Annotated in this window: 18 protein-coding genes and 1 pseudogene; 8 read left to right on the forward strand and 11 right to left on the reverse strand. The window is 43.8% G+C overall.

Annotation, left to right across the window (positions count from 1 at the left end; genetic code table 11):
- Positions 1 to 15: 15 nt before the first annotated feature.
- Positions 16 to 1,272 carry a competence/damage-inducible protein A gene (locus tag FZ941_RS08955; RefSeq protein ID WP_187418413.1) on the reverse strand — a complete coding sequence of 419 codons (1,257 nt, stop codon included), beginning with the start codon at positions 1,270 to 1,272 and terminating at the stop codon, positions 16 to 18.
- A gap of 270 nt (positions 1,273 to 1,542) precedes the next feature.
- Between FZ941_RS08955 and FZ941_RS08965 the strand changes: the two genes are divergently transcribed.
- The gene (locus tag FZ941_RS08965) at positions 1,543 to 1,953 is read left to right on the forward strand and encodes a helix-turn-helix domain-containing protein (RefSeq protein ID WP_148887625.1); all 411 of its coding nucleotides are present in this window, start codon (positions 1,543 to 1,545) and stop codon (positions 1,951 to 1,953) included.
- Positions 1,954 to 2,002: 49 nt separating this feature from the next.
- Here the strand turns inward: FZ941_RS08965 and FZ941_RS08970 are convergent, their stop codons facing one another.
- The 3 genes from FZ941_RS08970 to ruvA are packed head-to-tail and all read right to left on the reverse strand — an operon-like array spanning position 2,003 to position 3,821.
- Positions 2,003 to 2,659 carry a CPBP family intramembrane glutamic endopeptidase gene (locus FZ941_RS08970; protein ID WP_148887626.1) on the reverse strand — a complete coding sequence of 219 codons (657 nt, stop codon included), beginning with the start codon at positions 2,657 to 2,659 and terminating at the stop codon, positions 2,003 to 2,005.
- Positions 2,660 to 2,663: 4 nt separating this feature from the next.
- The gene (locus FZ941_RS08975; RefSeq protein ID WP_148887627.1) at positions 2,664 to 3,218 is read right to left on the reverse strand and encodes a DNA-3-methyladenine glycosylase I; all 555 of its coding nucleotides are present in this window, start codon (positions 3,216 to 3,218) and stop codon (positions 2,664 to 2,666) included.
- Positions 3,219 to 3,227: 9 nt separating this feature from the next.
- Positions 3,228 to 3,821: a Holliday junction branch migration protein RuvA gene (gene ruvA, locus FZ941_RS08980; protein WP_148887628.1), complete on the reverse strand. Its 594-nt coding sequence runs from the start codon at positions 3,819 to 3,821 to the stop codon at positions 3,228 to 3,230.
- A gap of 169 nt (positions 3,822 to 3,990) precedes the next feature.
- Here ruvA and FZ941_RS08985 point away from each other — a divergent pair, with 169 nt between their 5' ends.
- Positions 3,991 to 4,497, forward strand: a complete 507-nt coding sequence (locus FZ941_RS08985; RefSeq protein WP_148887629.1) for a helix-turn-helix domain-containing protein — start codon at positions 3,991 to 3,993, stop codon at positions 4,495 to 4,497.
- A pseudogene (locus FZ941_RS08990) lies at positions 4,481 to 5,001 on the forward strand (RDD family protein). The gene FZ941_RS08985 and the pseudogene FZ941_RS08990 overlap by 17 nt, the downstream one beginning before the upstream one ends.
- A gap of 35 nt (positions 5,002 to 5,036) precedes the next feature.
- Here the strand turns inward: FZ941_RS08990 and mutL are convergent.
- Complete coding sequence (gene mutL / locus FZ941_RS08995; RefSeq protein ID WP_148887630.1) at positions 5,037 to 6,983, reverse strand: DNA mismatch repair endonuclease MutL; 1,947 nt, start codon at positions 6,981 to 6,983, stop codon at positions 5,037 to 5,039.
- A 184-nt stretch (positions 6,984 to 7,167) separates the two neighbouring features.
- Between mutL and FZ941_RS09000 the strand changes: the two genes are divergently transcribed.
- Positions 7,168 to 7,608, forward strand: a complete 441-nt coding sequence (locus FZ941_RS09000) for a LytTR family DNA-binding domain-containing protein (protein WP_148887631.1) — start codon at positions 7,168 to 7,170, stop codon at positions 7,606 to 7,608.
- Positions 7,605 to 8,075, forward strand: coding sequence for a DUF3021 family protein (locus FZ941_RS09005; RefSeq protein WP_148887632.1), 471 nt, complete (start codon positions 7,605 to 7,607; stop codon positions 8,073 to 8,075). Before FZ941_RS09000 ends, FZ941_RS09005 begins: the two co-directional genes overlap by 4 nt.
- Before the next feature lie 190 nt (positions 8,076 to 8,265).
- Here FZ941_RS09005 and mutS read toward each other — a convergent pair whose 3' ends face one another.
- Together mutS and argR are read right to left on the reverse strand one after the other, a co-directional pair.
- Positions 8,266 to 10,815 carry a DNA mismatch repair protein MutS gene (gene mutS, locus FZ941_RS09015; protein ID WP_148887633.1) on the reverse strand — a complete coding sequence of 850 codons (2,550 nt, stop codon included), beginning with the start codon at positions 10,813 to 10,815 and terminating at the stop codon, positions 8,266 to 8,268.
- A gap of 71 nt (positions 10,816 to 10,886) precedes the next feature.
- Complete coding sequence (argR, locus tag FZ941_RS09020) at positions 10,887 to 11,327, reverse strand: arginine repressor (RefSeq protein ID WP_148887634.1); 441 nt, start codon at positions 11,325 to 11,327, stop codon at positions 10,887 to 10,889.
- A 125-nt stretch (positions 11,328 to 11,452) separates the two neighbouring features.
- On the opposite strand from argR, the gene argS reads away from it, so the two are divergent.
- Together argS and FZ941_RS09030 are read left to right on the forward strand one after the other, a co-directional pair.
- Entirely contained in the window at positions 11,453 to 13,141 is a 1,689-nt protein-coding gene (gene argS / locus FZ941_RS09025) for an arginine--tRNA ligase (protein WP_148887635.1), read from the forward strand.
- 51 nt (positions 13,142 to 13,192) lie between these two features.
- Positions 13,193 to 13,459: a MarR family transcriptional regulator gene (locus FZ941_RS09030; protein ID WP_148887636.1), complete on the forward strand. Its 267-nt coding sequence runs from the start codon at positions 13,193 to 13,195 to the stop codon at positions 13,457 to 13,459.
- A 46-nt stretch (positions 13,460 to 13,505) separates the two neighbouring features.
- On the opposite strand, the gene nrdI is transcribed toward FZ941_RS09030, so the two are convergent.
- From nrdI to malQ, 4 genes are all read right to left on the reverse strand, one after another.
- Positions 13,506 to 13,982 (reverse strand): class Ib ribonucleoside-diphosphate reductase assembly flavoprotein NrdI, encoded by a 477-nt coding sequence (gene nrdI / locus FZ941_RS09035; protein WP_398587589.1) that lies wholly within the window; start codon positions 13,980 to 13,982, stop codon positions 13,506 to 13,508.
- 62 nt (positions 13,983 to 14,044) lie between these two features.
- Positions 14,045 to 14,563, reverse strand: a complete 519-nt coding sequence (locus FZ941_RS09040; protein ID WP_148887638.1) for a lantibiotic ABC transporter permease — start codon at positions 14,561 to 14,563, stop codon at positions 14,045 to 14,047.
- 193 nt (positions 14,564 to 14,756) lie between these two features.
- Entirely contained in the window at positions 14,757 to 17,018 is a 2,262-nt protein-coding gene (glgP, locus tag FZ941_RS09045) for a glycogen/starch/alpha-glucan family phosphorylase (protein WP_148887639.1), read from the reverse strand.
- Between the two features lie 39 nt (positions 17,019 to 17,057).
- Positions 17,058 to 18,575 (reverse strand): 4-alpha-glucanotransferase, encoded by a 1,518-nt coding sequence (gene malQ, locus FZ941_RS09050; protein ID WP_262366294.1) that lies wholly within the window; start codon positions 18,573 to 18,575, stop codon positions 17,058 to 17,060.
- A 318-nt stretch (positions 18,576 to 18,893) separates the two neighbouring features.
- Here malQ and FZ941_RS09055 point away from each other — a divergent pair, with 318 nt between their 5' ends.
- Positions 18,894 to 20,153: an extracellular solute-binding protein gene (locus tag FZ941_RS09055; RefSeq protein WP_148887641.1), complete on the forward strand. Its 1,260-nt coding sequence runs from the start codon at positions 18,894 to 18,896 to the stop codon at positions 20,151 to 20,153.
- Positions 20,154 to 20,206: the final 53 nt, after the last annotated feature.

The following is a 20,206-nucleotide window of genomic DNA, read 5'->3' on the forward strand; positions in this document are numbered from 1 at the left end:
TTATTATACCAAAAATCAGTCTTTTAATAAAGTTTTTCGTACGAGGTTGAAGGCGTGCATGACGGCAATCTTCCGCACATCCCGTCGGCTGCGACCAGCAATATTGACCTCAATCATTTCCGTTCCTGATTCACTCGCTAAGCCGATAAAAACAGTTCCAGCTGGATGGCCTTCCAGCGAATCTGGGCCAGCCACACCTGTCAGACTGACAGCTAAGTCGCTTTCGGTTAGCTTTCTAACCTGCTCTGCCATTTTCCCTGCCGTAAAAGCTGAAACAACTCCATGCTTCTCCAAGTCTACCAACGGAATATCCAGCATCCGGCTCTTTTCCTCCATGCTATAGGTGACAAAGCCACCTGAAAAAACGGAAGAGGCACCAGCAAAATCTGCCAACGTCGCTTGAAAGAGGCCTGCTGTCAGACTCTCCGCCGCCGAAATCGTCTTGGCTTGACTCTTGAGCAGATCAAAGGCAACTTGAGCAAGCGAATTGTCATCCCCATAACTGTAGAAAATCTCAGACAAAGGCTGCCCCTCAAAAGTCTTATGAGACAAAATTGACTTTTCCACAGCCTCAAACTTGGCATCTGCTTCAGCCTGACTCAGAGCCTTGGTAGACAAGCGCAGAGTCACCTCCCCTGTCTTTGCATAAGGTGCAATAGTCGGATCACTCTGTTGATCAATCATCTCAGCCAGAATAGTCACCAACTGACTCTCGCCGATACCGAAGAAGCGCAGCACCCGTGAATACAATTTCTGGCCTGTGGATAAGAGGGGAACCAGCTCGTTATTAACCATGGGCTTGAGCTCACTAGGCGGTCCTGGCAGGACCACATAGGTCGCTCCATCAACCTCTAGTAAACCACCAACGGCCAGACCTGTTGCATTTGGTAACGGAGTTGAGCCTTCGACCATCTGGGCTTGACGCTCATTGTTGGGCGTTCGGGCATAATCTGGTCGGCTGGCAAAAAAACGATCCAACTTTTCCACAGCCGCTGGGTCGAAGCTCAAATCTCGACCGATAAACTTAGCCAAGGTCTGCTTAGTCAAATCATCCTCCGTTGGCCCCAAGCCTCCTGTCAGGACAATTAAATCACTGCGCTCTTTGGCAATTTCTAAGACGGAGAGAAGACGATTTTCATTGTCCCCCACTGCTGTCTGAAAATAGACATCAATTCCTAGACTAGCTAGCTTTTCAGATAAAAATTGGGCATTGGTATTGACAATCTGACCTGTCAGAATCTCGGTGCCCACAGCAATAATCTCTGCTTTCATAGAACCTCCTACCTTACTATTCGGAATTGGCTTTATTTTATCACAAAAAATCTTAAAAAAGGTGATTTTCTTTTCAGGAAATAAAAAGAGTTGTCAATTTGATTGACAAAGTTGTCAACATCCTGTGGATAACTTTTGAAAATCTGTTTGTTATGGAGAATAACTGGATTGTTAGGCAGATGCTATTGGCAAAGGAGACTTTTCTTTTTATAATAAAAATGAAAAGGGCGTAAAAAGTAATTTATTCATTTCGTTAGAAAGGGAAACATCATGGAAATCTCTCAAGTTCTCAAAGATATTCGTCAACAACATCAACTCACTCAGGAAGCCTTAGCAGAAAGACTCAAGGTTTCCCGCTCCGCCATTGCCCGCTGGGAAAGCGAAAAAGGTATCCCTGATATTGGAAATCTCATCGCTATCAGTCGGGAGTTTGATATCAGTCTGGACACACTCATCAAGGAGGATGGGCGCTTGGAGAAAAAGGTTATCGAAGACAGCAAGGCCAAGAAATGGCACTATCTGGTCATTCTCTACCTCTTCTCCGTTTTGGTTGAGATTGCTATTTTTGCCTATTTGCATCATATCTTTATGGCTGGCTTCCTCATCTCCACTCTCTTTTTGCTTTTCTACGAACTGCGCATCTTTATCAAGGAAAAGATTTGGATGCAGAAAGAGGAGTAAGAGAGTAGAGATTATAAAAGCCTAGAAGTTTTGAACTTCTAGGTTTTTATTAATTTATAGTCAATAAGGTAATAATGAAAGCAATGATATTGTTGCAACAATGGAGGACAATTGGATACCAGATATTTTTGTCCTTTCTCAGATATAGGATCGAGAGAAGAAGACCCCCAGCAATGTAGGAAATAGCTGTCACCCACTCTGATAAGTCCCAGCTGTGCATATGAAGGGTGGCAAATAGAAAGGTGGTTAACACAATACCTAGCCAGTTAGAGAATTTTGCCAAGAAAGTGCCTAGGAAAAAGCGACGGAAGAAAAACTCTTCAACGATTGGCCCGATAAAGCAACCGATCACCAAGATTAGAAATGGATTTTTCAACAAGGCACCTTGAATATTGGCTTCATTCTGTCCCTGCAGCGGCAAGCCCAGACTGTACTTGATGAAGGCTGAAAGCAGGTTGCAGGCAATAGACAAGAGGAAAACAAAGACCATATACAAGGAAATCGTTTTCAGAAATTCCTTCTTTTTAGTCAGAATCAAGGCTAGCTGCTCCTTTAATTCTTCCTGATAAGCTAAGATTCCCAAGATAAATAAAAGGAAATAAACTGGGTAAATCAACCAATTTATCCCAAGCAGTTGCAAGCCTCTACCTAAAAAGAAGATTGTATAGAGGCTTATAAAAATAAGGAGAAATTTTCTTGTTTTCATTGTTCTACTTCCAATCACAATTATTTTCATGGTCATTGATAAGGCCAGCTGCTTCTAGGAATGAATAGACACAAACTGGACCAACAAATTTGAAGCCCTGCTTTTTCAGCGCCTTGGACATGGTTTCTGATAGCTCTGTCTTAGTTGGGGCTTCCTTGTAGTTCGTAATTTGATTGTCAATCGTTTTGAAATCGACAAAGGACCAGATATAGTCATTAAAAGAGCCAAACTGCTTTTGAACAGCCAAAAAAGCTTGGGCATTAGCCCTAGTCGCATAGATTTTCATCTTATTGCGGACGATATTAGGATTATCCAAAAGAGCAGCCAGGTCTGCATCCGTCATCTGGGCAATTTTCTGGGCGTCATAGAAATGAAAAGCTTCCCGAAAAGCCTGGCGTTTATTCAGAATGGTCTCCCAAGAAAGTCCGGCCTGATAGGTCTCCATGCAGAGCAATTCAAATAATTTCTGATCATCATGGAGAGGCTTGCCCCACTCCTCATCATGATAGGCCACATACAAGGGGTTATTCATTTTTACCCAGCCGCAACGTTTGGTCATATCTTCCTCCTATTTCACTAACATCTTGAGAGCAGACTTGATATAGTTTTCTGCTGTATCCGTCGTTCCTTCAAAGAATTTCTTGATTTTCTTAAGTTCCGCAGCTTTGTAGCCTAAAGCCAGCATAGCTTCCATAGCTTCTTCCAGCTCTTGGTTTTCATTACTAGCTTGCACTGCAGCCTTGGCAGGAAGTTCGTCACCAGCTACTGCCACTTTCCCTTCCAAATCCAGCACCATCTGCTGGGCTGTTTTCTTACCAATCTTAGGAAACTTGGTCAGGTAGGTGATGTTTTTCTGCTCAATGGCTTGTACCAAGCCAGCATTATCATCAGCCGCAATGATAGCTAAGGCAGACACTGGGCCAATACCTGAGACTGAAATCAAGTTGAGAAAAAGTTGCTTCTCCTCCTCGGTTGCAAAACCATATAAGAGTTCCGCATCTTCTCTTACCACTTGGTGAACATAGACCTTGGCTTCCTGATGAAGATGACCTGAGTAAGCATAAGGATTGGCCACATGAAGAATATAGCCGATAGAGTTGACTTCCAATACGATGTACTTGGCTGTAATTTTGCTGATGATTCCTTTAAAATATTCGTACATAATCTTCCTTCTTTTTGTATCATTTTGCCTATCTAGTATATCATATTTTCTGCCTGGAAACTGCAAACAGAAGTGCAACCGGTGGTTGACAAAATGTACAGGAAGCTGTATTCTCAAGATAAATAAAACCTGTTAGGATAGAGTTAGCAAAGAAAAGGAGGCTACAATCATGAAACTCGCTGATAAATTATTTGAACTAAGAAAAGAAAAAGGCTGGTCACAAGAAAAACTGGCTGAACAAATCAATGTCTCTCGCCAGAGCATTTCCAAGTGGGAATCTGGCCAAGCACTGCCCGAGCTGGAAAAAATTGTAGAACTGAGCAAGATTTTCCAGGTTACGACAGACTATCTGCTTTTAGAAGACAGTGACAAGTCGGAAATAAAACCCGTCCTCTCAGAAGACGAAAAAGACCGCTACTATAAGCAAGTAAAATCTTATGGCTTCTGGCATATTTTGTATATTCTTGTATCAGCCTTGGCTATTTATCTCTTTTCCGCAGGTTCTATCTTTCCAGCAAAATTCACTGCCCTAGTCTGGCTAACTTTTTTCCTCCTAGTCGCATCAGCAATGGCTATTAACAAGGCGCTAAAGATTAAGGAAAAGTATCTGGACAAGGTTATCGGCTTTGATGAGGATTCTAAGAAAGAAGGTGCTCAAGATGAAGCTAAAAACTGACAATCCCATACCTGTCAAAACTCGTCTGAAAGAACTGATTGGAGACTGACTCTTCATCTCATTCTATCTAATTTCTCTTTTTTACTAGCTATGGGCTTTTATAATCTGGTTCTAGGGGACATTCCTGTATTCACTGAAGCCCAGAGCCAGCTTCTGGCTTTTTCTACCTCAGTCCTGCCTCTAACTATTATCTTTGCTTGGCTAGACTATAGAAAAGGAAGTTTTGGCAAGCGTTTGGCAGGTTTACAGTTGGTTTACAAACATAGGAGCCTTGCCCACAGTCTTTTGCGGTCTGCTATCAAGTTTCTCCCTTGGCAGCTGGGACATATGGGAGCTATTCGTAGTGCTTATCAAGCAGATGCTTTGTCAATTTTCTTGTCAACTTCAGCAGGTATTCTCTTCTTGATTTTTCTGCTGATGGGACTTCTTTGCAAGGACAAACGCCATCTAGCCGATTTTCTTGCTGGAACGCAAGTTCAGCTCAAAAATTCAAAACAGCTCTAGTTCTATGACTAGGGCTGTTTGATCTTCTATAAAGTTTAGTATTTCCCTAACTCCCGCAGGCTAGTATGATTTTCCTGAATGCGGCGGAACATTTTTTCCATATCCGACTTGGTAAAGTTGACCAAGACCGGCCGGCCGTGTGGACAGTTATAAGGATTATCACACTGGGACAGCTGAAAGAGCAAGTCACGCGCAGAATAGTCATCCAGATTGTGGTTAGCCTTGATGGAGCGTTTGCAGCTCATCATAATGGCCAGCTCTGCTCGATATTTCTTGATGGAAACTTCCTTGGTCAGGAGAAGCATATCACACATTTCATAGATGCCGGCTTCAATCTCCTCTTCCTTGAACCAAATGGGATGCTCGCGGAGGATAAATTGATTGGCTCCGTACTCTTCTAAAAAGATGCCAGCATCTTCTAATAGCTCCATCCGCTGCTTGATTCGCAGCATATCGTCTGCTGGAAATTCAAAGATATAGGGCACCAAGAGCTGCTGCTGACTATTGTCCACATCCCCAATCTTCTCCCGATAATACTCATACTTGACCCGCTCTTGAGCAGCATGCTGGTCAATAATGTAAAGACCGCCCTTGCCCTGAGCAAAGAGATAGGTACCATGCATCTGGCCGAAATATTCTAACTCTGGGAAGCTTGATTTCTCTTCCTGTTCCAACTTATCCACAGCCCGCTCCAGACTGGCCTGGTCTAGCTCTGGATGGTCTAGTTGGTCATAGCTGACTGGCTTTCTCTCTGCGAATTTGACCGAAGTTGATTGTGGCGGTTCTGCTTTTTCATCTGTCGCTTCATGAACAGGCTCCGCTGATTCTTCAAAGAATAGCTGCTGCTCAGCCACCTGCGGCTTGAGGAAGAAATCATTCTGCTCCCTATCGTAGTAGAGGCGATTTTCTTTAAGGGGAAGGCTGGTCTGTTCAGGCTTATTGGCACGCTTAACAGTTGATTTGGCTAGATTTTCCAAAGCATCTGGGATAAGGTCCTGCTCCTTGAGACTAGTCGCAATGGCTTGTGAAATCAAGGCCATGAGTTCGCGCTCTTTAGAAATGCGCACCTCCTGCTTGGTCGGATGAACATTGACATCAGCTAGATAGGGATCAATCTGAATATTGATGACCGCGAGTGGAAAGCGACCTACCATAAGCTTGCTGCCGTAGCCGTCCAAAATAGCACGATTGAGCAGGAAATTCTTAATATAGCGGCCGTTGATGAGGATGGTAATATAGTTACGATTCGCACGAGTCAGCTCAGGTAGACTAACATAGCCACTCACCTCAAAATCCAAATCCGAAGCAGAGATTCCCACCATTTTCTTAGCTGTTGCCAGACCATAGATGCCCGCAATAGCCTGACGCAGATTGCCACTGCCGGCAGTCCGTGTCATTTCGCGGCCGTCACTGATAAGGGTGAAAGCCACTTCCGGATGGGCCAGACTAAGCCGATTAATCACATCAACGATATGGGACAGCTCAGCCTGCTGGCTCTTCATATACTTGAGCCGGGCTGGGGTGTTAAAGAAAAGATCTTCTATCTTGATTTTCGTTCCTATCGGACTGCTGGTCGGCTCGTGCTCTTCTATCTCACCGCCTTGGGCAACTAGCAGAGTCCCGTGCTGGCCAGATTCAGTCGCTGTTTCAATGGTAAAACGTGAGACAGAAGCAATGGAAGGAATAGCTTCACCTCGGAAACCCAGCGTCCGAATCCGAAAGAGATCCGCTTGCTTCTTGATTTTACTGGTCGCATGGCGTCGAAGGGCCAGAGGGACATCTTGGTGGTCAATGCCCTCGCCATTATCCGTCACCTGAATGCTCTTGAGTCCGGCCTCTTCGATTTCGATGGTAATCTGGCTTGCACCCGCATCAATTGAATTTTCCACTAGCTCCTTGACCACGCTGCTAGGCCGCTCAATGACTTCACCGGCCGCAATCTGATTGGCCAGAATTTCTGGAAGTTCGATAATTTTTGACATCTTGTTCTCCGTATTTGTTCTGCTATCTATTATAACACATTGGACTCTTTCTAGCAGAGGGCAGCCTTGTCTTGACCATTCTGCTCGCCAGCCCAACCAGATAGACACAAATAGCTGCCACATAGACAAAAGGGCTTGTTTTCGCTGCTAAGTTGCGGTTTAATAAAGGGGAAAGGAGGAAGTTATGAAAGTTAAGCTAAGAATCGATTCTCAAGTCACCGAGGACTCCGTCAGCATTGAGGCTCGCATCATGACAGAAAGTATTCAGGAATTGGTCCACTTTGCTCAACATCTAGGCAAAGAGGACAAGATTCATGTCAAGAAAGAGGACGAAATCTATTTGCTGGATGCTAAGGAAATCCACCGAATCTATACAGAAAATCGTCAGGTCCGAGTCCGAACAGCAAAAGACGGCTACCGAGCTCAACAAGCTCTTTATCAGTTGCTGCAGGTCCTGCCGGACTATTTTCTGCAGATTTCTCAATCGGAGATTATCAACAGTCGACAAATCAGCCATCTCAAGCTGACTCCAAATGGCCTGATCCAAATATTTCTGAAAAACGGCGACCAGACATACTCGTCTCGCCGTTATCTCAAATCTATCAAAGAAAGGTTGCAATTATGAAAACTCGTCTTAAAAAACTCTTTTTCGGAGGGATTGGAGGGATTTTCATCGGTCTCTTCTTCTCCATGATTGTTTCTTATTTTTACAATCCAGCTTATCTACCGCTGCACCCTCGCTCTCCTATCGGCCACTTCTTTTTGAGCCAGCATGTCCATGTTTCCCTCATCATGCTCTACTGTCTGCTTATCTGGTTTATCATGGGAGCTATTTTTAGGTGGAGCGGAAGTTTCTTCCAAAAAGACTGGAGCATCCTGCGCTCCATCGTCAGCCACTATGGTGTGATGATTCTGAGCTTTGCACTTTTGGCTAATCTAGCTGGATTTTTCCCAAGAGAAAAAATACTCAGCCTAACACTGACTGCCGTCGGGGAATTCACCCTCATTTATCTAATTATTTCAGGAATCATCTACTACCACACCTACCGCAAAATTCAAAAGATCAATAGCAATTTGTCTAGCAAATCGTGAGAAATAAAAGAGAGTGGGACAGAAATCGATAATTCGTTAGAATTCGATTTCGTCGTCCCACCTCCGCACAGTTGAGTAGGGCTGTAAAAGCTGATGAAATCAGCCTAGTAGAGCCCACTCAACCACTGCGTCTTGCTCGACAATCCAAAGACAATTGAGAGGCTAGGACTTTTGTCCCAGCCTCTTGTTTTTACAGCTTTTTCTTGAGCTCGGCTACCGCTGCCATGACTTCCAGGGGAGTCATATTATAGATGTCCAAGTCTCGTAGTTCATTCAGGACTGGATTTTCCGGTCCTTCTGCGAAAAGAGACATCTGCTCAGCCACTTGTGACTGCTTCGGTCTGGATGCAGCAGGAAGCTCTGAGCCTAGTCCAGTGTCCTGACTCTCCAAATGACTCAAAATGTTATCCGCCCGCTCTAGTAATTTCTCAGGAAGTCCGGCAATCTTCGCCACATGAATTCCGTAGGACTTGTCAGCCGGACCCGGCTCAATCTTATGCAGGAAAGTCACCTGTCCGTCCTTTTCCAAGGTTGCCACATGGACATTTTCCAAATGCTCCAGACTATCCTCTAAGGCTGTCAGCTCATGATAGTGGGTGGCGAAGAGGGTTTTGGCCCCAGTATAGTGATGAATGTGCTCGATAATAGCCTGAGCCAGCGCCATCCCATCGTAAGTCGCCGTCCCACGGCCCAGCTCATCAAAGAGAATGAGCGAACGCTTGCTGGCCTGCCGAATGGCCCGATTGGCCTCCATCATCTCCACCATAAAAGTGGACTGGCCAGACACCAAATCATCCGCTGCACCGATGCGCGTGAAAATCGCGTCGAATAGTGGCAGACTGGCAGACTGAGCGGGCACATAAGAGCCCATCTGAGCCATAATGACGATGATCGCCAGCTGGCGCATATAGGTCGATTTCCCACTCATATTAGGCCCAGTAATCAGCTGGATGTCTGTTTCCTGATCCAGCAGAATACTATTTGGAATGTAGCTTTGGGCACCCATGACCTTTTCCACAACAGGATGACGACCTTTTTCAATCTGCAGACGGCGCTCCGCAGTAAAGACGGGACGCACCAAATGCTGCTGTTCTGCCACCGCAGCAAAGCTCTGCAGGACATCCACAGCTGCCAGCGTTTGTGCCAAGGCCTGCAAGCGCTGGATATATTTGCCAACTTCCTCGCGAATCCGCATGAAAATCTCGTATTCCAAGTTGGCAGATTTTTCACGCGCCTCCAACATCTCACCTTCAATTCGTGCCAGCTCCTCCGTTCCGAAACGCTCAGAATTTTTCAGGGTCGCCTTGCGGAAGAAATGACTAGGCACATGAGCCAGCTGGGAATTGGTTACGTGGAAATAGTAACCATCTTTTTTGTTGTAATCAATCTTCAGATTGCTGATGCCACTGTTGGCACGTTCTTTAACTTCCAGCTCTGCAATCCATCCGGTCCCCTCCCTCAGCACAAGCCGATACTGATCCAAGGTCTCATCAAAACCAGTCCGAATAATATTGCCCTCAGTGATGATATGAGGTGCATCCGGCGAAATGGCCGAGCTAATCAAGACTGCCAACTCTGGAATAGGATCCAAGCCCTCAATCAAACGAGCTAGATGCGGACTGCCAATCCCTTGCAAGATAGCCTTAATCTGAGGCACATTGCTCAATGTTGCTGCCAGCTGCAGCAGATCCTTGGGATTGGTCTTACCAAAGGAAACTCGACTGGCCAACCGCTCAATATCATAGACTCCCTTGAGGCTTTCTGTCAAATCACTTCGCTCAAAGAAATGATCTAGAAAAACCTCGACGACATTCTGCCGCTGGCTAATTCGCGCTTCATCAATCAGCGGACGCTGAATCCAAGAGCGCAGCATGCGACCGCCCATGGCCGTCTTAGTCTCGTCCATCAGCCAATAAAGACTGCCGTGCTTCTTGCCTGAGCGAGCATTTTCTGTCAAATCCAGACTCGCCTTGGTGGCATAATCCATTTGCAGAAAGTCCTTGATTTCATAATGCTGGGCCTTCTTCAAATGGCTGAGCTCCCTCATCTGGGTCCGGTGCACATACTCCAGCAATTTCCCCGCTGCCTGACGCTCCATAGGAGACAGTTCCTCGCCCAGCAGCTGGACATCGTCCAAGGCCGCCTGTACATAGGACAGCAAAAGGTTCATCTGTCCAGCCAAAACCTGCTCCTCAGCTTCCGGCAAGGCATAGCCCAGCACCACTTCCCTAGCTTTCAAATTGCGGATTTCCCCGCAGACCAAGGCAAAATCCTCTAGACTGGTCACCTGAAACTCACCGGTCACCAAGTCCATATAAGCCAGACCATAGAGGCCGCCTGAGTAATCCAGAGCCACCAGAAAGTTATTCGCAGAATCCGGCTTAGTGGAGTCCACCACCGTCCCCGGCGTGATAACCTGAACGACCTCCCGCTTAACAACTCCCTTGGCTTCCTTGGGATCTTCCATCTGCTCCGCAATCGCTACCTTATAGCCTGATTCGACCAAAACATCAATATACTGCTGAGCCGAATGATAGGGAACTCCAGCCATGGGAATGGGATTTTCAGCATTTTTATTGCGGCTGGTGAGAGAAATCTCTAAAATCTGGGCGGCATTGACCGCATCATCATAAAACAACTCATAGAAATCCCCCATCCGAAAGAGCAAGAAAGCATCTGGATAGTCCTTTTTGATATCCAAATACTGCTGCATGCCTGGCGATAACTTTTCTACTGCCATCTCTATCCTTTCTAAAAATAAACGAGGTCAGGACTTCCGTCTCAAACCTCTCCGTCAATCTAAGCTTTTGGCTATTCCATACTTTCTTTGACACTCATCTCGATTTCTCTAGCCGCTTCCTGATCCCGGCAAATCACAAGCAAGGTATTGGCCCCTGCAACGGTTCCTAAAATCCGACTATCCAGCGAACCATCTACCACATTTGCCAAGACCGTCGCTTCGCCCAGTCCTGTACGGAAAACCAGCGTAAACTCCGCTCTAGAAACAGCCTGAACATGACTGGCCAAAAATCCAGCTAAGTCCAACTCCTCTGCTTCATGAGCCAGCACATAGTAGACTTGCCCGTCTTTCTTCAGCTTGGTCAGGCCAATCTCTCTTAGGTCCCGCGAGAGGGTTGTTTGGGTTACAAATATCCCCTCGTCTTCCAGTCTTTTTTGAATATCCTTTTGTGTTCCTAACTTTTCTTCCTTGATCATCCATTTAATAAGCTGATGACGCTCGCTTTTTCTCATACTCGACCTCATTGACTGAATATTTATACTCTCAATTATATCAAAAAATCTATCTTATACCAAAAAAATTGAAGATTCCTCATAAAATATGATAGAATAGTAACAAAAGACCCAAAGGAGCAAATATGGATAATAAACAATTAATCGCTAGCGAGTTGGCTAAAGTTATTGACAGCTTGGACCAAACCGCTATCTCTAACCTACTAGAGCAACCGAAAAGTTCCGATCTTGGAGATATTGCCTTCCCAGCTTTCTCACTTGCAAAAGTAGAACGCAAGGCTCCTCAAGCTATCGCTGCGTATATTGCTGAAAAGATCGACCCAAGTCATTTTGAAAAAGTTGTCGCAACTGGACCTTATGTCAACTTCTTCCTCAACAAAGCTAAAATCTCTGATCAAGTTATCAAAGAAGTCATCAAGGAAGGCGCTGACTATGGTCAACAGAACGAAGGTCAGGGCGGAAATATCACAATTGACCTTTCCAGCCCTAACATTGCAAAACCTTTCTCTGTCGGTCACTTGCGTTCAACCGTTATCGGTGATGCCTTGTCTAATATCTTCCGCAAGATGGGCTACAATACCATCAAGATCAACCACTTAGGTGACTGGGGCAAGCAATTCGGTCTTCTCATGGTTGCCTACAAGAAGTGGGGCAACAAGGAAGCCGTTGAAGCCAACCCAATCGATGAACTCTTGCAACTTTACGTCCGCATCAATGCTGAAATCGAAAACGATCCAGCCTTGGACGACGAAGGCCGCCTCTGGTTCAAGAAACTGGAAGATGGCGATCCAGAAGCAACAGAACTCTGGCAATGGTTCCGTGACGAAAGTCTCGTTGAATTTAACCGCATCTATGAATTGCTCAGCGTTGAATTCGATAGCTTAAACGGAGAAGCCTTCTACAATGACAAGATGGACGAGGCCGTGAAAATTCTGGAAGACAAGGGTCTCCTGAAAGAATCAAAAGGCGCTAGCATTGTAGACTTGGATGATGTCAATCTCCCACCAGCTATGATTAAAAAATCAGACGGTGCTACACTTTACATCACCCGTGATATTGCCACTGCTATGTACCGTGCACGCACTTACAACTTCGTCAAGAACGTTTATGTCGTTGGTCAAGAACAATCAAACCACTTCCGTCAACTCAAGGCCGTCCTTAAGAAGATGGGATTTGACTGGAGCGATGACATGATCCACGTGGACTTTGGTCTGGTTACGAAGAACCGCCAAAAACTTTCAACACGTAAAGGAAACATCATCCTTCTGGAACCAACTCTGCAAGAAGCGATCAGCCGTGCAAAAGCTCAAATCGAAGAGAAAAATCCAAATCTGGAAAACAAAGAAGCTGTCGCCCATGCAGTTGGTGTCGGTGCCGTTAAATTCTACGACCTTAAGACTGACCGCCGCAATGGTTATGACTTTGATTTGGAAGCCATGGTTTCCTTTGAAGGTGAAACTGGACCGTATGTGCAATATGCCTACGCGCGTATCCAGTCTATCCTGCGCAAAGCAGACTTCAAGCCAAGTCTTGATGCTAACTACAATCTCAACGATGCTGAAAGTTGGGAAATTATCAAACTTCTCCAAGACTTCGCTCGCGTAGTCAAACGTGCATCCGATAACTTTGAACCTTCTCTGATTGCCAAATACGCGATCAGCCTAGCTCAAGCTTTCAATAAATACTATGCTCACACTCGCATCTTGGATGAAAATCCTGAACGCGACAGCCGTCTAGCTCTCAGCTATACTACTGCTGTTGTACTGAAGGAAGCTCTCCGCATGCTTGGTGTAGAAGCACCAGAAAAAATGTAACCCTACACAAACCTTCCAGTTTTGGGAGGTTTTCTTAGGAAGAGATATTTTATGAATGAAACTGCTTATATTTTAGTTGCCCTTAGCTTGGTCATTCTCTTTTTGTACAACAAAAGAGAAAAGGTAAAGTTGCAGATTTTGCTGCAGCAGGAACTCCTAAAAAGTGATCATTTTCGACAAGAACTCCAAGAAAAAATGGCTACTAGTGAAAACCAAAATGACCTTATAGCTTACGTTAACAAAAACTACCGTTTAGGAATTTTATATTCAAAAGAGCTGGTCGAAACTATCGCCGGCAAGCAAACAAGTCAAGAATAGAAACAAAAGCCGCTTGGTCAAAAATATTGATCGAACGGCTTTTTACTTATGCTTTTATTCCGTACAATTCCTCGATAATGCCAGCTACTTTTTTAATATCGCCTAGCATACCACGCATTTCAAAATCAGCTAAAATCGGGAAACCGAAACGTTGGCTATACTGCTTAGCGGTCAGACAGTATTGATTGTTAAAATTACGGTTGCCACTTCCAACAACTCCAAAACACTTGCTAGCATTTTGCCCATAGGCAATAAAATCGGCTACATCCGTCGTGAGAATTTCGACATCGCCATTATCCACACCATTACCACCTTCCAGATAGGTCGGTAGAAAAGTGATGAAGGGATTGGCCATTTCAAAGAACGGATGCCCCTCTTTCACTAAGTCTTTGATGTGAATTTTCTCAATTTCTAAACTCGGATGCTGCTCTAATAAATAGTCGCTCAAACGACGGACAAAACTCTCTGTATTGCCACTCAAGCTGATATAAACTAAGGAAACTTTCATGTTTATTTGCTCCATTCCAAAAAATAACATTTATCCGCTTATCTAGCTTATCAGCAGTAAATGTTATTTGCTAAATCTTAATCTTCTTCAGCCACTTCTACACTCTCAGCTTCCTTTTGCTGCTTGATCAACTTAAAGATAACGATGGAAAGGAAGATAAGACTAATCACAACAGAGAAGCCAATAGTGAAGTTCAGTCCCAGCAGCTGAGATGAGAGTAAGGATGGATCTGAAAAAGAAGACGTTGCAATCCCTTTTGCTACCACATAACCATACGCTGTTCCAATCAGGCCAATAAGAACGTTCGCGATGTAAATAAGATTTGCTTTGAAAATATCTTTCTTAAAAACAAAGAACCAAGCTGCAATCAAAAGAAGCAAGCCAACATAAAAGAAAATATTATTTATTAGCGAACCTGACAGTTCAGCGCTCTTACTAAAGTAAGTTGCATACTGAGATTTTGCTGGCTCATTAACCCCTTTTAGCAAGGTTTCCACGGCATCATTTGAAGAGGAGAACTTCGAAATAAGCCCCCACAAAGTGCCTACTGTTTCTAACCCCAGTAAGACATAGAGATAAATTGGTTTCTTTTTCATAACAACCTCCTGTAAAGAAATACTTTTTCCTATTATACACCCAAAAGAAAAGACTGACAAGAGACAAGGTCTGCTACGATTTTAAAAGCTCTATCTACCAGAAAAGCTTATCCTCCAAGGCTACTTACTCGAGTCTTCTAACACGAGAAAAGCCCAGACAGGACTGTCTAGGCTTTTTAAGTTATTCAATTTATTAGTTATCCAAATGCCATACTTCGTCATTGTATTGTTGGATTGTACGATCTGCTGAGAAGAACCCAGCTTTTGCAACGTTAACGATCACTTTATCCAACCATGCATCGCGGTCTTCGTAGTCAGCAAGCATTTGCTCTTTAACTTTGATGTAGTCTTCCAAGTCAAGAAGCGTCATGAACCAGTCTTTGTTAATCAATTCGTTGTAAAGACGTTCCAAACGTTCTTTCTTACCTACCGCAAGAACCGCATCGCTGATGATAAAGTCAACCAACGGTTTGATAGCTGGACGAGCGTAAAATTCACTTGATTTGTAGGCTGCTTTTGCGTAAAGGTCGATAACTGTTTCTGAATCTTCACCAAAGATGTAGATGTTGTCTTTGCCAACCAACTCAGCGATTTCCACGTTAGCACCATCCATAGTACCAAGTGTCAAAGCACCGTTGAGCATGAATTTCATGTTACCAGTACCTGAAGCTTCTTTAGAAGCAAGTGAAATTTGCTCAGAAATATCACCAGCTGCAATCAAGAAGCTTGATGCTGTAACGTTATAGTTCTCAACCATAACCACTTGCAAGTGTGGTGCCACTGCTGGGTCTTTCGCAATGATTTCTGACAAGCAAAGAATCAAGTGAATGATGTCTTGGGCAATTGTGTAAGCAGGCGCTGCCTTACCACCAAAGAAGACAGTGATTGGGCGAGCAGGAATGTTACCAGCCTTGATGTCCAAGTACTTGTGGATGACATACAATGCATTCATTTGTTGGCGTTTGTACTCGTGTAGACGCTTGATTTGGATATCAAAGATAGAATCTGGATTGATTTCTACACCTTGAGCTTCCTTCAAGTGACGAGCCAATTTACGCTTGTTGTGAGACTTGATGCCTTCCAGCTTTTCTTTCACTTCTTGCTTGCCAGCAAAGTCAAGTAGACCTTCCAACTTAGCAGCATCATGGTGCCAATCGCGACCAAGAAGTTCATCTAAGTAGCTGGACAAACGTGGGTTAGCGTGCATGAGCCAACGACGGAATGTGATACCATTTGTCTTGTTGTTGAATTTCTCTGGATAAATATCGTAGAAAGCTTTCAACTCAGAGTTCTTCAAGATTTCAGTGTGGAGTGCTGCAACCCCGTTGACGCTGTAGCCATAGTGGATATCCATGTGTGCCATGTGAACACGGCCACTCTCGTCAATGATTTGAACAGCTGGATCTTTGTATTCTGCTTTGACACGACGATCCAATTCTTCGATGATTGGTACCAAGTGAGGAACCACTTCTTGCAAGAATTCAAGAGGCCATTTTTCAAGGGCTTCAGCAAGGATAGTGTGGTTTGTGTAGGCAGTCATGCTACGCACGATTGAGATTGCTTCATCAAGCTCGATACCACGTGCAGTCAAAAGACGGATTAACTCAGGAATAACCAGTGATGGGTGAGTATCGTTGATTTGTACAACTGCATAGTCTGCAAGGTCATGCAAGTTGCTTCCTTTTTCGATTGCTTCGTCGATGATCAATTGTGCACCGTTTGAAACCATGAAGTATTGTTGGAAGATACGGAGCAATTCACCTTGCTTGTCACTATCATCTGGATAAAGGAAAAGAGTCAAGTTGTGAGCGATATCTGTCTTGTCAAATTCGATTCCCTCTTTGATGATTGAAGAATCAACTGAATCCAAGTCAAACAAGCGCAAACGGTTTTTAGTAGCTGTCTTGTAACCAGGAACATCAATATCGTAAAGAGTTGATGTCAAGGTAAAGTGTGCAAATGGCACTTGGTAGCTACGACTTGAGCGAACCAACCAGTTTTGCTCTGTCAACCAGAAGTTTGGAATAGTTGTTTGCTCATTATTTTTAAGAACTTGTTGGAAAAGACCGAAGTGGTAGTTAAGACCCACACCGTCACCATTGAGACCCAAGGTTGCGATAGAGTCCAAGAAGCAGGCTGCCAAACGGCCCAAACCACCATTACCAAGAGATGGTTCCAATTCTACTTCTTCAACTTCGATCAAGTCTTTACCAGCAGCGGCAAGTTCTTTTTTCACATCGTCGTAAAGACCAAGGTTAATCAAGTTGTTTGACAAGAGTTTACCAATCAGAAACTCAGCAGAGATGTAGTAGAGTTTCTTTTTACCAGTATTGACTGGCTTTTGAGCGCTCGCTAATTTTGTGTAGTTCAAGAGAGCCAGATAAAGCTCTTCATTGCTACAATCAGCAATTTGCTTTTGATAAGTTTTTTGGATATATGTTTGTAAGTTTGACATGTTTTCTCCTAGTATTAGAAAATATTGAAATTTATTGTCTTATGAAAGTAAGTCCGTATTCAGACGACGATAGACCTTAGTCAAATGATAAAGCTGACCTTCCACAATCGGATTTAGCTCTTCAGCTGTCATCCGCCATGCCCAGTTACCACCAATTGTAGAAGGCAGGTTCATGCGGGCAGAGCCATCTAGCTCTAACAAATCTTGCATTGTCGCGATAGCCATGTAGCTAACAGAAGCAAAGATTGTACGAAGCATTGCATGTGGCACCGTTTCGTATTCTTTGCGGTTGGTGTACTGAGCCATGTATTCACGGGTTGGATCATCTATCTCATCCTTATACCAGCCCAATACAGTATTATTGTCGTGAGTACCAGTGTACATTACAGAATTATGTGGCGCCAAGTGTGGACTATCGATGCTTTCATCATCTGGATTGAAAGCGAATTGCAGAATCTTCATACCTGGGAAGCCAGTTCGTTCACGCAATTCAATGACTTCATCCGTCATGAATCCAAGGTCCTCTGCAATAATGTTCAAATCACCTAAAGCTTCTTTCACTGCGGCAAACAGCTTATAACCTGGACCTTTGACCCAGTGACCAGTAGCCGCTGTGTCAGACTCAGCTGGCACTTCCCAATAAGACTCAAAGCCACGGAAGTGGTCAATCCGAACAATGTCGTAAATCTTAAAGCTTTCGCGAAGACGCTCAATCCACCAAGCATAACCATCTTGATCCATGGCATCCCAATTATAAATTGGGTTACCCCACAATTGGCCAGTCTCTGAAAATTCATCTGGTGGGCAGCCAGCAACCTTGACTGGGCGACCTTGCTTATCTGTCTTGAAGAAGTGAGGCTGAGCCCAAACATCTGCGCTGTCAGCAGCTACATAGATTGGCATGTCTCCAACGATTTCGATGTGATGGTCATTGGCATATTTCTTGAGTTCTAGCCATTGTTTAAAGAAGAGATATTGAGTTACACGATGGTACTCCAGCTTGTCTGCCAATTTCTCACGGTAGCTAGCCAAGCTTTCTGGTTGACGACGACGAATCGCTTCATCTGGCCATTCTGTCCAAGCTTTCAGATCAAAATGCTCTTTAATAGCCATGTATTCCGCAAAAAGCTCCAACCAAGCTGCATTTTCCGCAACAAAGTGACGGAATTTGTCAAGATCGCCAACTTCAAGGAAACGAGCAACCGCTTTTTCCAAAAGAGGACGACGTGCTTCAAATACTTTTGCATAATCCACAGCTTTTGGATCATCACCAAAATCAACATCTTTTAGATCTTCTTCTGTCAGCAGGCCTTCATCGATCAAGAAATCTAAATCAATAAAGTGAGTATTTCCTGCAAAGGCTGAGAAAGACTGGTAAGGAGAATCACCATAACTGGTAGTTCCCAAAGGCAAGATTTGCCAATAACGTTGCTTCGTTCTAACTAAGAAATCCACAAAATCATAGGCAGACTGACCAAAAGAACCAATCCCGTACTTGCCTGGCAAAGAGGAAATGTGCATCAATACACCACTTTGTCTCGCTTTCATATGTAACACCTCAAAAATTTTTTCATGCTTGTTTCCTACTTTATTTAGCGAAAACGTTTGCGTTGCTTGAATTATAACCTATTTTTTTTTCAAGTGCAAGCTTTTTAAAAAACTTTTTTTATTTATTATACCATAGATTTCCATTTTCTTTCCTTATATATTATCTAAATTAACATTCTTTCCTTAAAAATTTTTTAAAATTTTCTTAAAAACGCTTGCAAGCGTTTACCTTTTGTGCTAAAATTATTTTAAATTCAAGAAAACGTTTGCGCTATGCAAGCGTGTTCTTAGATGATATTATATTTTTATTCTTTAGGAGGAATAATCATGAAAAACAAAATGTTGAAGAGCGTTGCTGTTCTCGGTACTGTTGCTTTAGCAGGTTTTATTTTGACAGCCTGCGGTAGCAAATCTTCTAAAAAAGAAACTGCTGCAAGCAATGAGCTCACTGCATATGTAGACGAAGGCTACAAGAGCTACATGGAAGAAGCTGCGAAGGCTTATGAAAAAGAAACCGGAACAAAGGTCACTATCAAAACTGGTGATGCTCTTACAGGTCTTGATAACCTTTCACTTGACAACCAATCTGGTAAATCTCCAGATGTTATGATGGCACCATACGACCGCGTAGGAAGCCTAGGTGCTGACGGACAGCTTTCAGAAGTTGAGTTGGGCAAAGATGCAAAAGCTGATGACACTACTAAATCTCTTGTAACAATCGATGGAACTACTTACGGTGCTCCTGCTGTTATCGAGACTTTGGTAATGTACTACAACAAAGACTTGATCCAAAAAGCTCCTACAACATTTGCTGAACTTGAAGAGTTGGCTAAAGATAGCAAGTATGCTTTCGAAGGCGAAGATGGCAAAACATCTGCATTCCTCGCTGACTGGACAAACTTCTACTACGCTTACGGTCTTCTTGCTGGAAACGGTGCTTATGTCTTCGGTAAAGACGGTACAGATCCTAAAGATATCGGTTTGGCTAACGAAGGTTCTATCAAAGGAATTGAATACGCTAAAACTTGGTATGAAAAATGGCCTAAAGGTATGCAAGATACAGAAGGCGCTTCTAACTTGATCCAAACTCAATTCCAAGGTGGAAAAACTGCTGCAATCATCGACGGACCTTGGAAAGCTGCATCTCTTAAAGAAGCTAAAGTAAACTACGGCGTAGCAACTATCCCAACACTTCCAAACGGAAAAGAATACAAAGCCTTTGGTGGTGGTAAAGCTTGGGTCATCCCTGCTGGTTCTAAGAACGTTGACGGCGCACAAAAATTCGTTAACTTCCTTGCATCAACTGCACAACAAAAAGCTCTTTACGATGCAACAAACGAAGTTCCTGCTAACACAGAAGCACGTGAATACGCTGTAAGCAAGAAAGATGAATTGACAGACGCGGTTGTTAAACAATTTAAATCTGCAGAACCAATGCCAAACATCTCTGAAATGAGTACTGTTTGGGATCCAGCTAAGAACATGCTCTTCGATGCTGTAAGCGGCAAGAAAGATGCTAAAACTGCAGCTGAAGATGCTGTTAAATTGATCAAAGAAACTATCGATCAAAAATTCGGCAACAAATAAGCAGACTAAAATAAAGGGGTGGGAATTTTCCCTACCCCTTGTTTGATAGAATG

The organism is Streptococcus sp. Marseille-P6264 (assembly GCF_902460355.1).
In the GTDB taxonomy this organism is placed as follows: domain Bacteria; phylum Bacillota; class Bacilli; order Lactobacillales; family Streptococcaceae; genus Streptococcus.

Coding starts and splice junctions, on each gene's coding strand:
- FZ941_RS09055 (WP_148887641.1), top strand. CDS start 18,894: ATGAAAAACAAAATGTTGAAGAGCGTTGCTGTTCTCGGTACTGTTGCT.
- mutS (WP_148887633.1), bottom strand. CDS start 10,815: ATGGCAGTAGAAAAGTTATCGCCAGGCATGCAGCAGTATTTGGATATC.
- argS (WP_148887635.1), top strand. CDS start 11,453: ATGGATAATAAACAATTAATCGCTAGCGAGTTGGCTAAAGTTATTGAC.
- FZ941_RS08985 (WP_148887629.1), top strand. CDS start 3,991: ATGAAACTCGCTGATAAATTATTTGAACTAAGAAAAGAAAAAGGCTGG.
- FZ941_RS09030 (WP_148887636.1), top strand. CDS start 13,193: ATGAATGAAACTGCTTATATTTTAGTTGCCCTTAGCTTGGTCATTCTC.
- FZ941_RS09005 (WP_148887632.1), top strand. CDS start 7,605: ATGAAAACTCGTCTTAAAAAACTCTTTTTCGGAGGGATTGGAGGGATT.
- FZ941_RS09000 (WP_148887631.1), top strand. CDS start 7,168: ATGAAAGTTAAGCTAAGAATCGATTCTCAAGTCACCGAGGACTCCGTC.
- FZ941_RS08975 (WP_148887627.1), bottom strand. CDS start 3,218: ATGACCAAACGTTGCGGCTGGGTAAAAATGAATAACCCCTTGTATGTG.
- FZ941_RS09040 (WP_148887638.1), bottom strand. CDS start 14,563: ATGAAAAAGAAACCAATTTATCTCTATGTCTTACTGGGGTTAGAAACA.
- FZ941_RS08965 (WP_148887625.1), top strand. CDS start 1,543: ATGGAAATCTCTCAAGTTCTCAAAGATATTCGTCAACAACATCAACTC.
- glgP (WP_148887639.1), bottom strand. CDS start 17,018: ATGTCAAACTTACAAACATATATCCAAAAAACTTATCAAAAGCAAATT.
- mutL (WP_148887630.1), bottom strand. CDS start 6,983: ATGTCAAAAATTATCGAACTTCCAGAAATTCTGGCCAATCAGATTGCG.
- argR (WP_148887634.1), bottom strand. CDS start 11,327: ATGAGAAAAAGCGAGCGTCATCAGCTTATTAAATGGATGATCAAGGAA.
- FZ941_RS08970 (WP_148887626.1), bottom strand. CDS start 2,659: ATGAAAACAAGAAAATTTCTCCTTATTTTTATAAGCCTCTATACAATC.
- nrdI (WP_398587589.1), bottom strand. CDS start 13,982: ATGGAGCAAATAAACATGAAAGTTTCCTTAGTTTATATCAGCTTGAGT.
- ruvA (WP_148887628.1), bottom strand. CDS start 3,821: ATGTACGAATATTTTAAAGGAATCATCAGCAAAATTACAGCCAAGTAC.
- FZ941_RS08955 (WP_187418413.1), bottom strand. CDS start 1,272: ATGAAAGCAGAGATTATTGCTGTGGGCACCGAGATTCTGACAGGTCAG.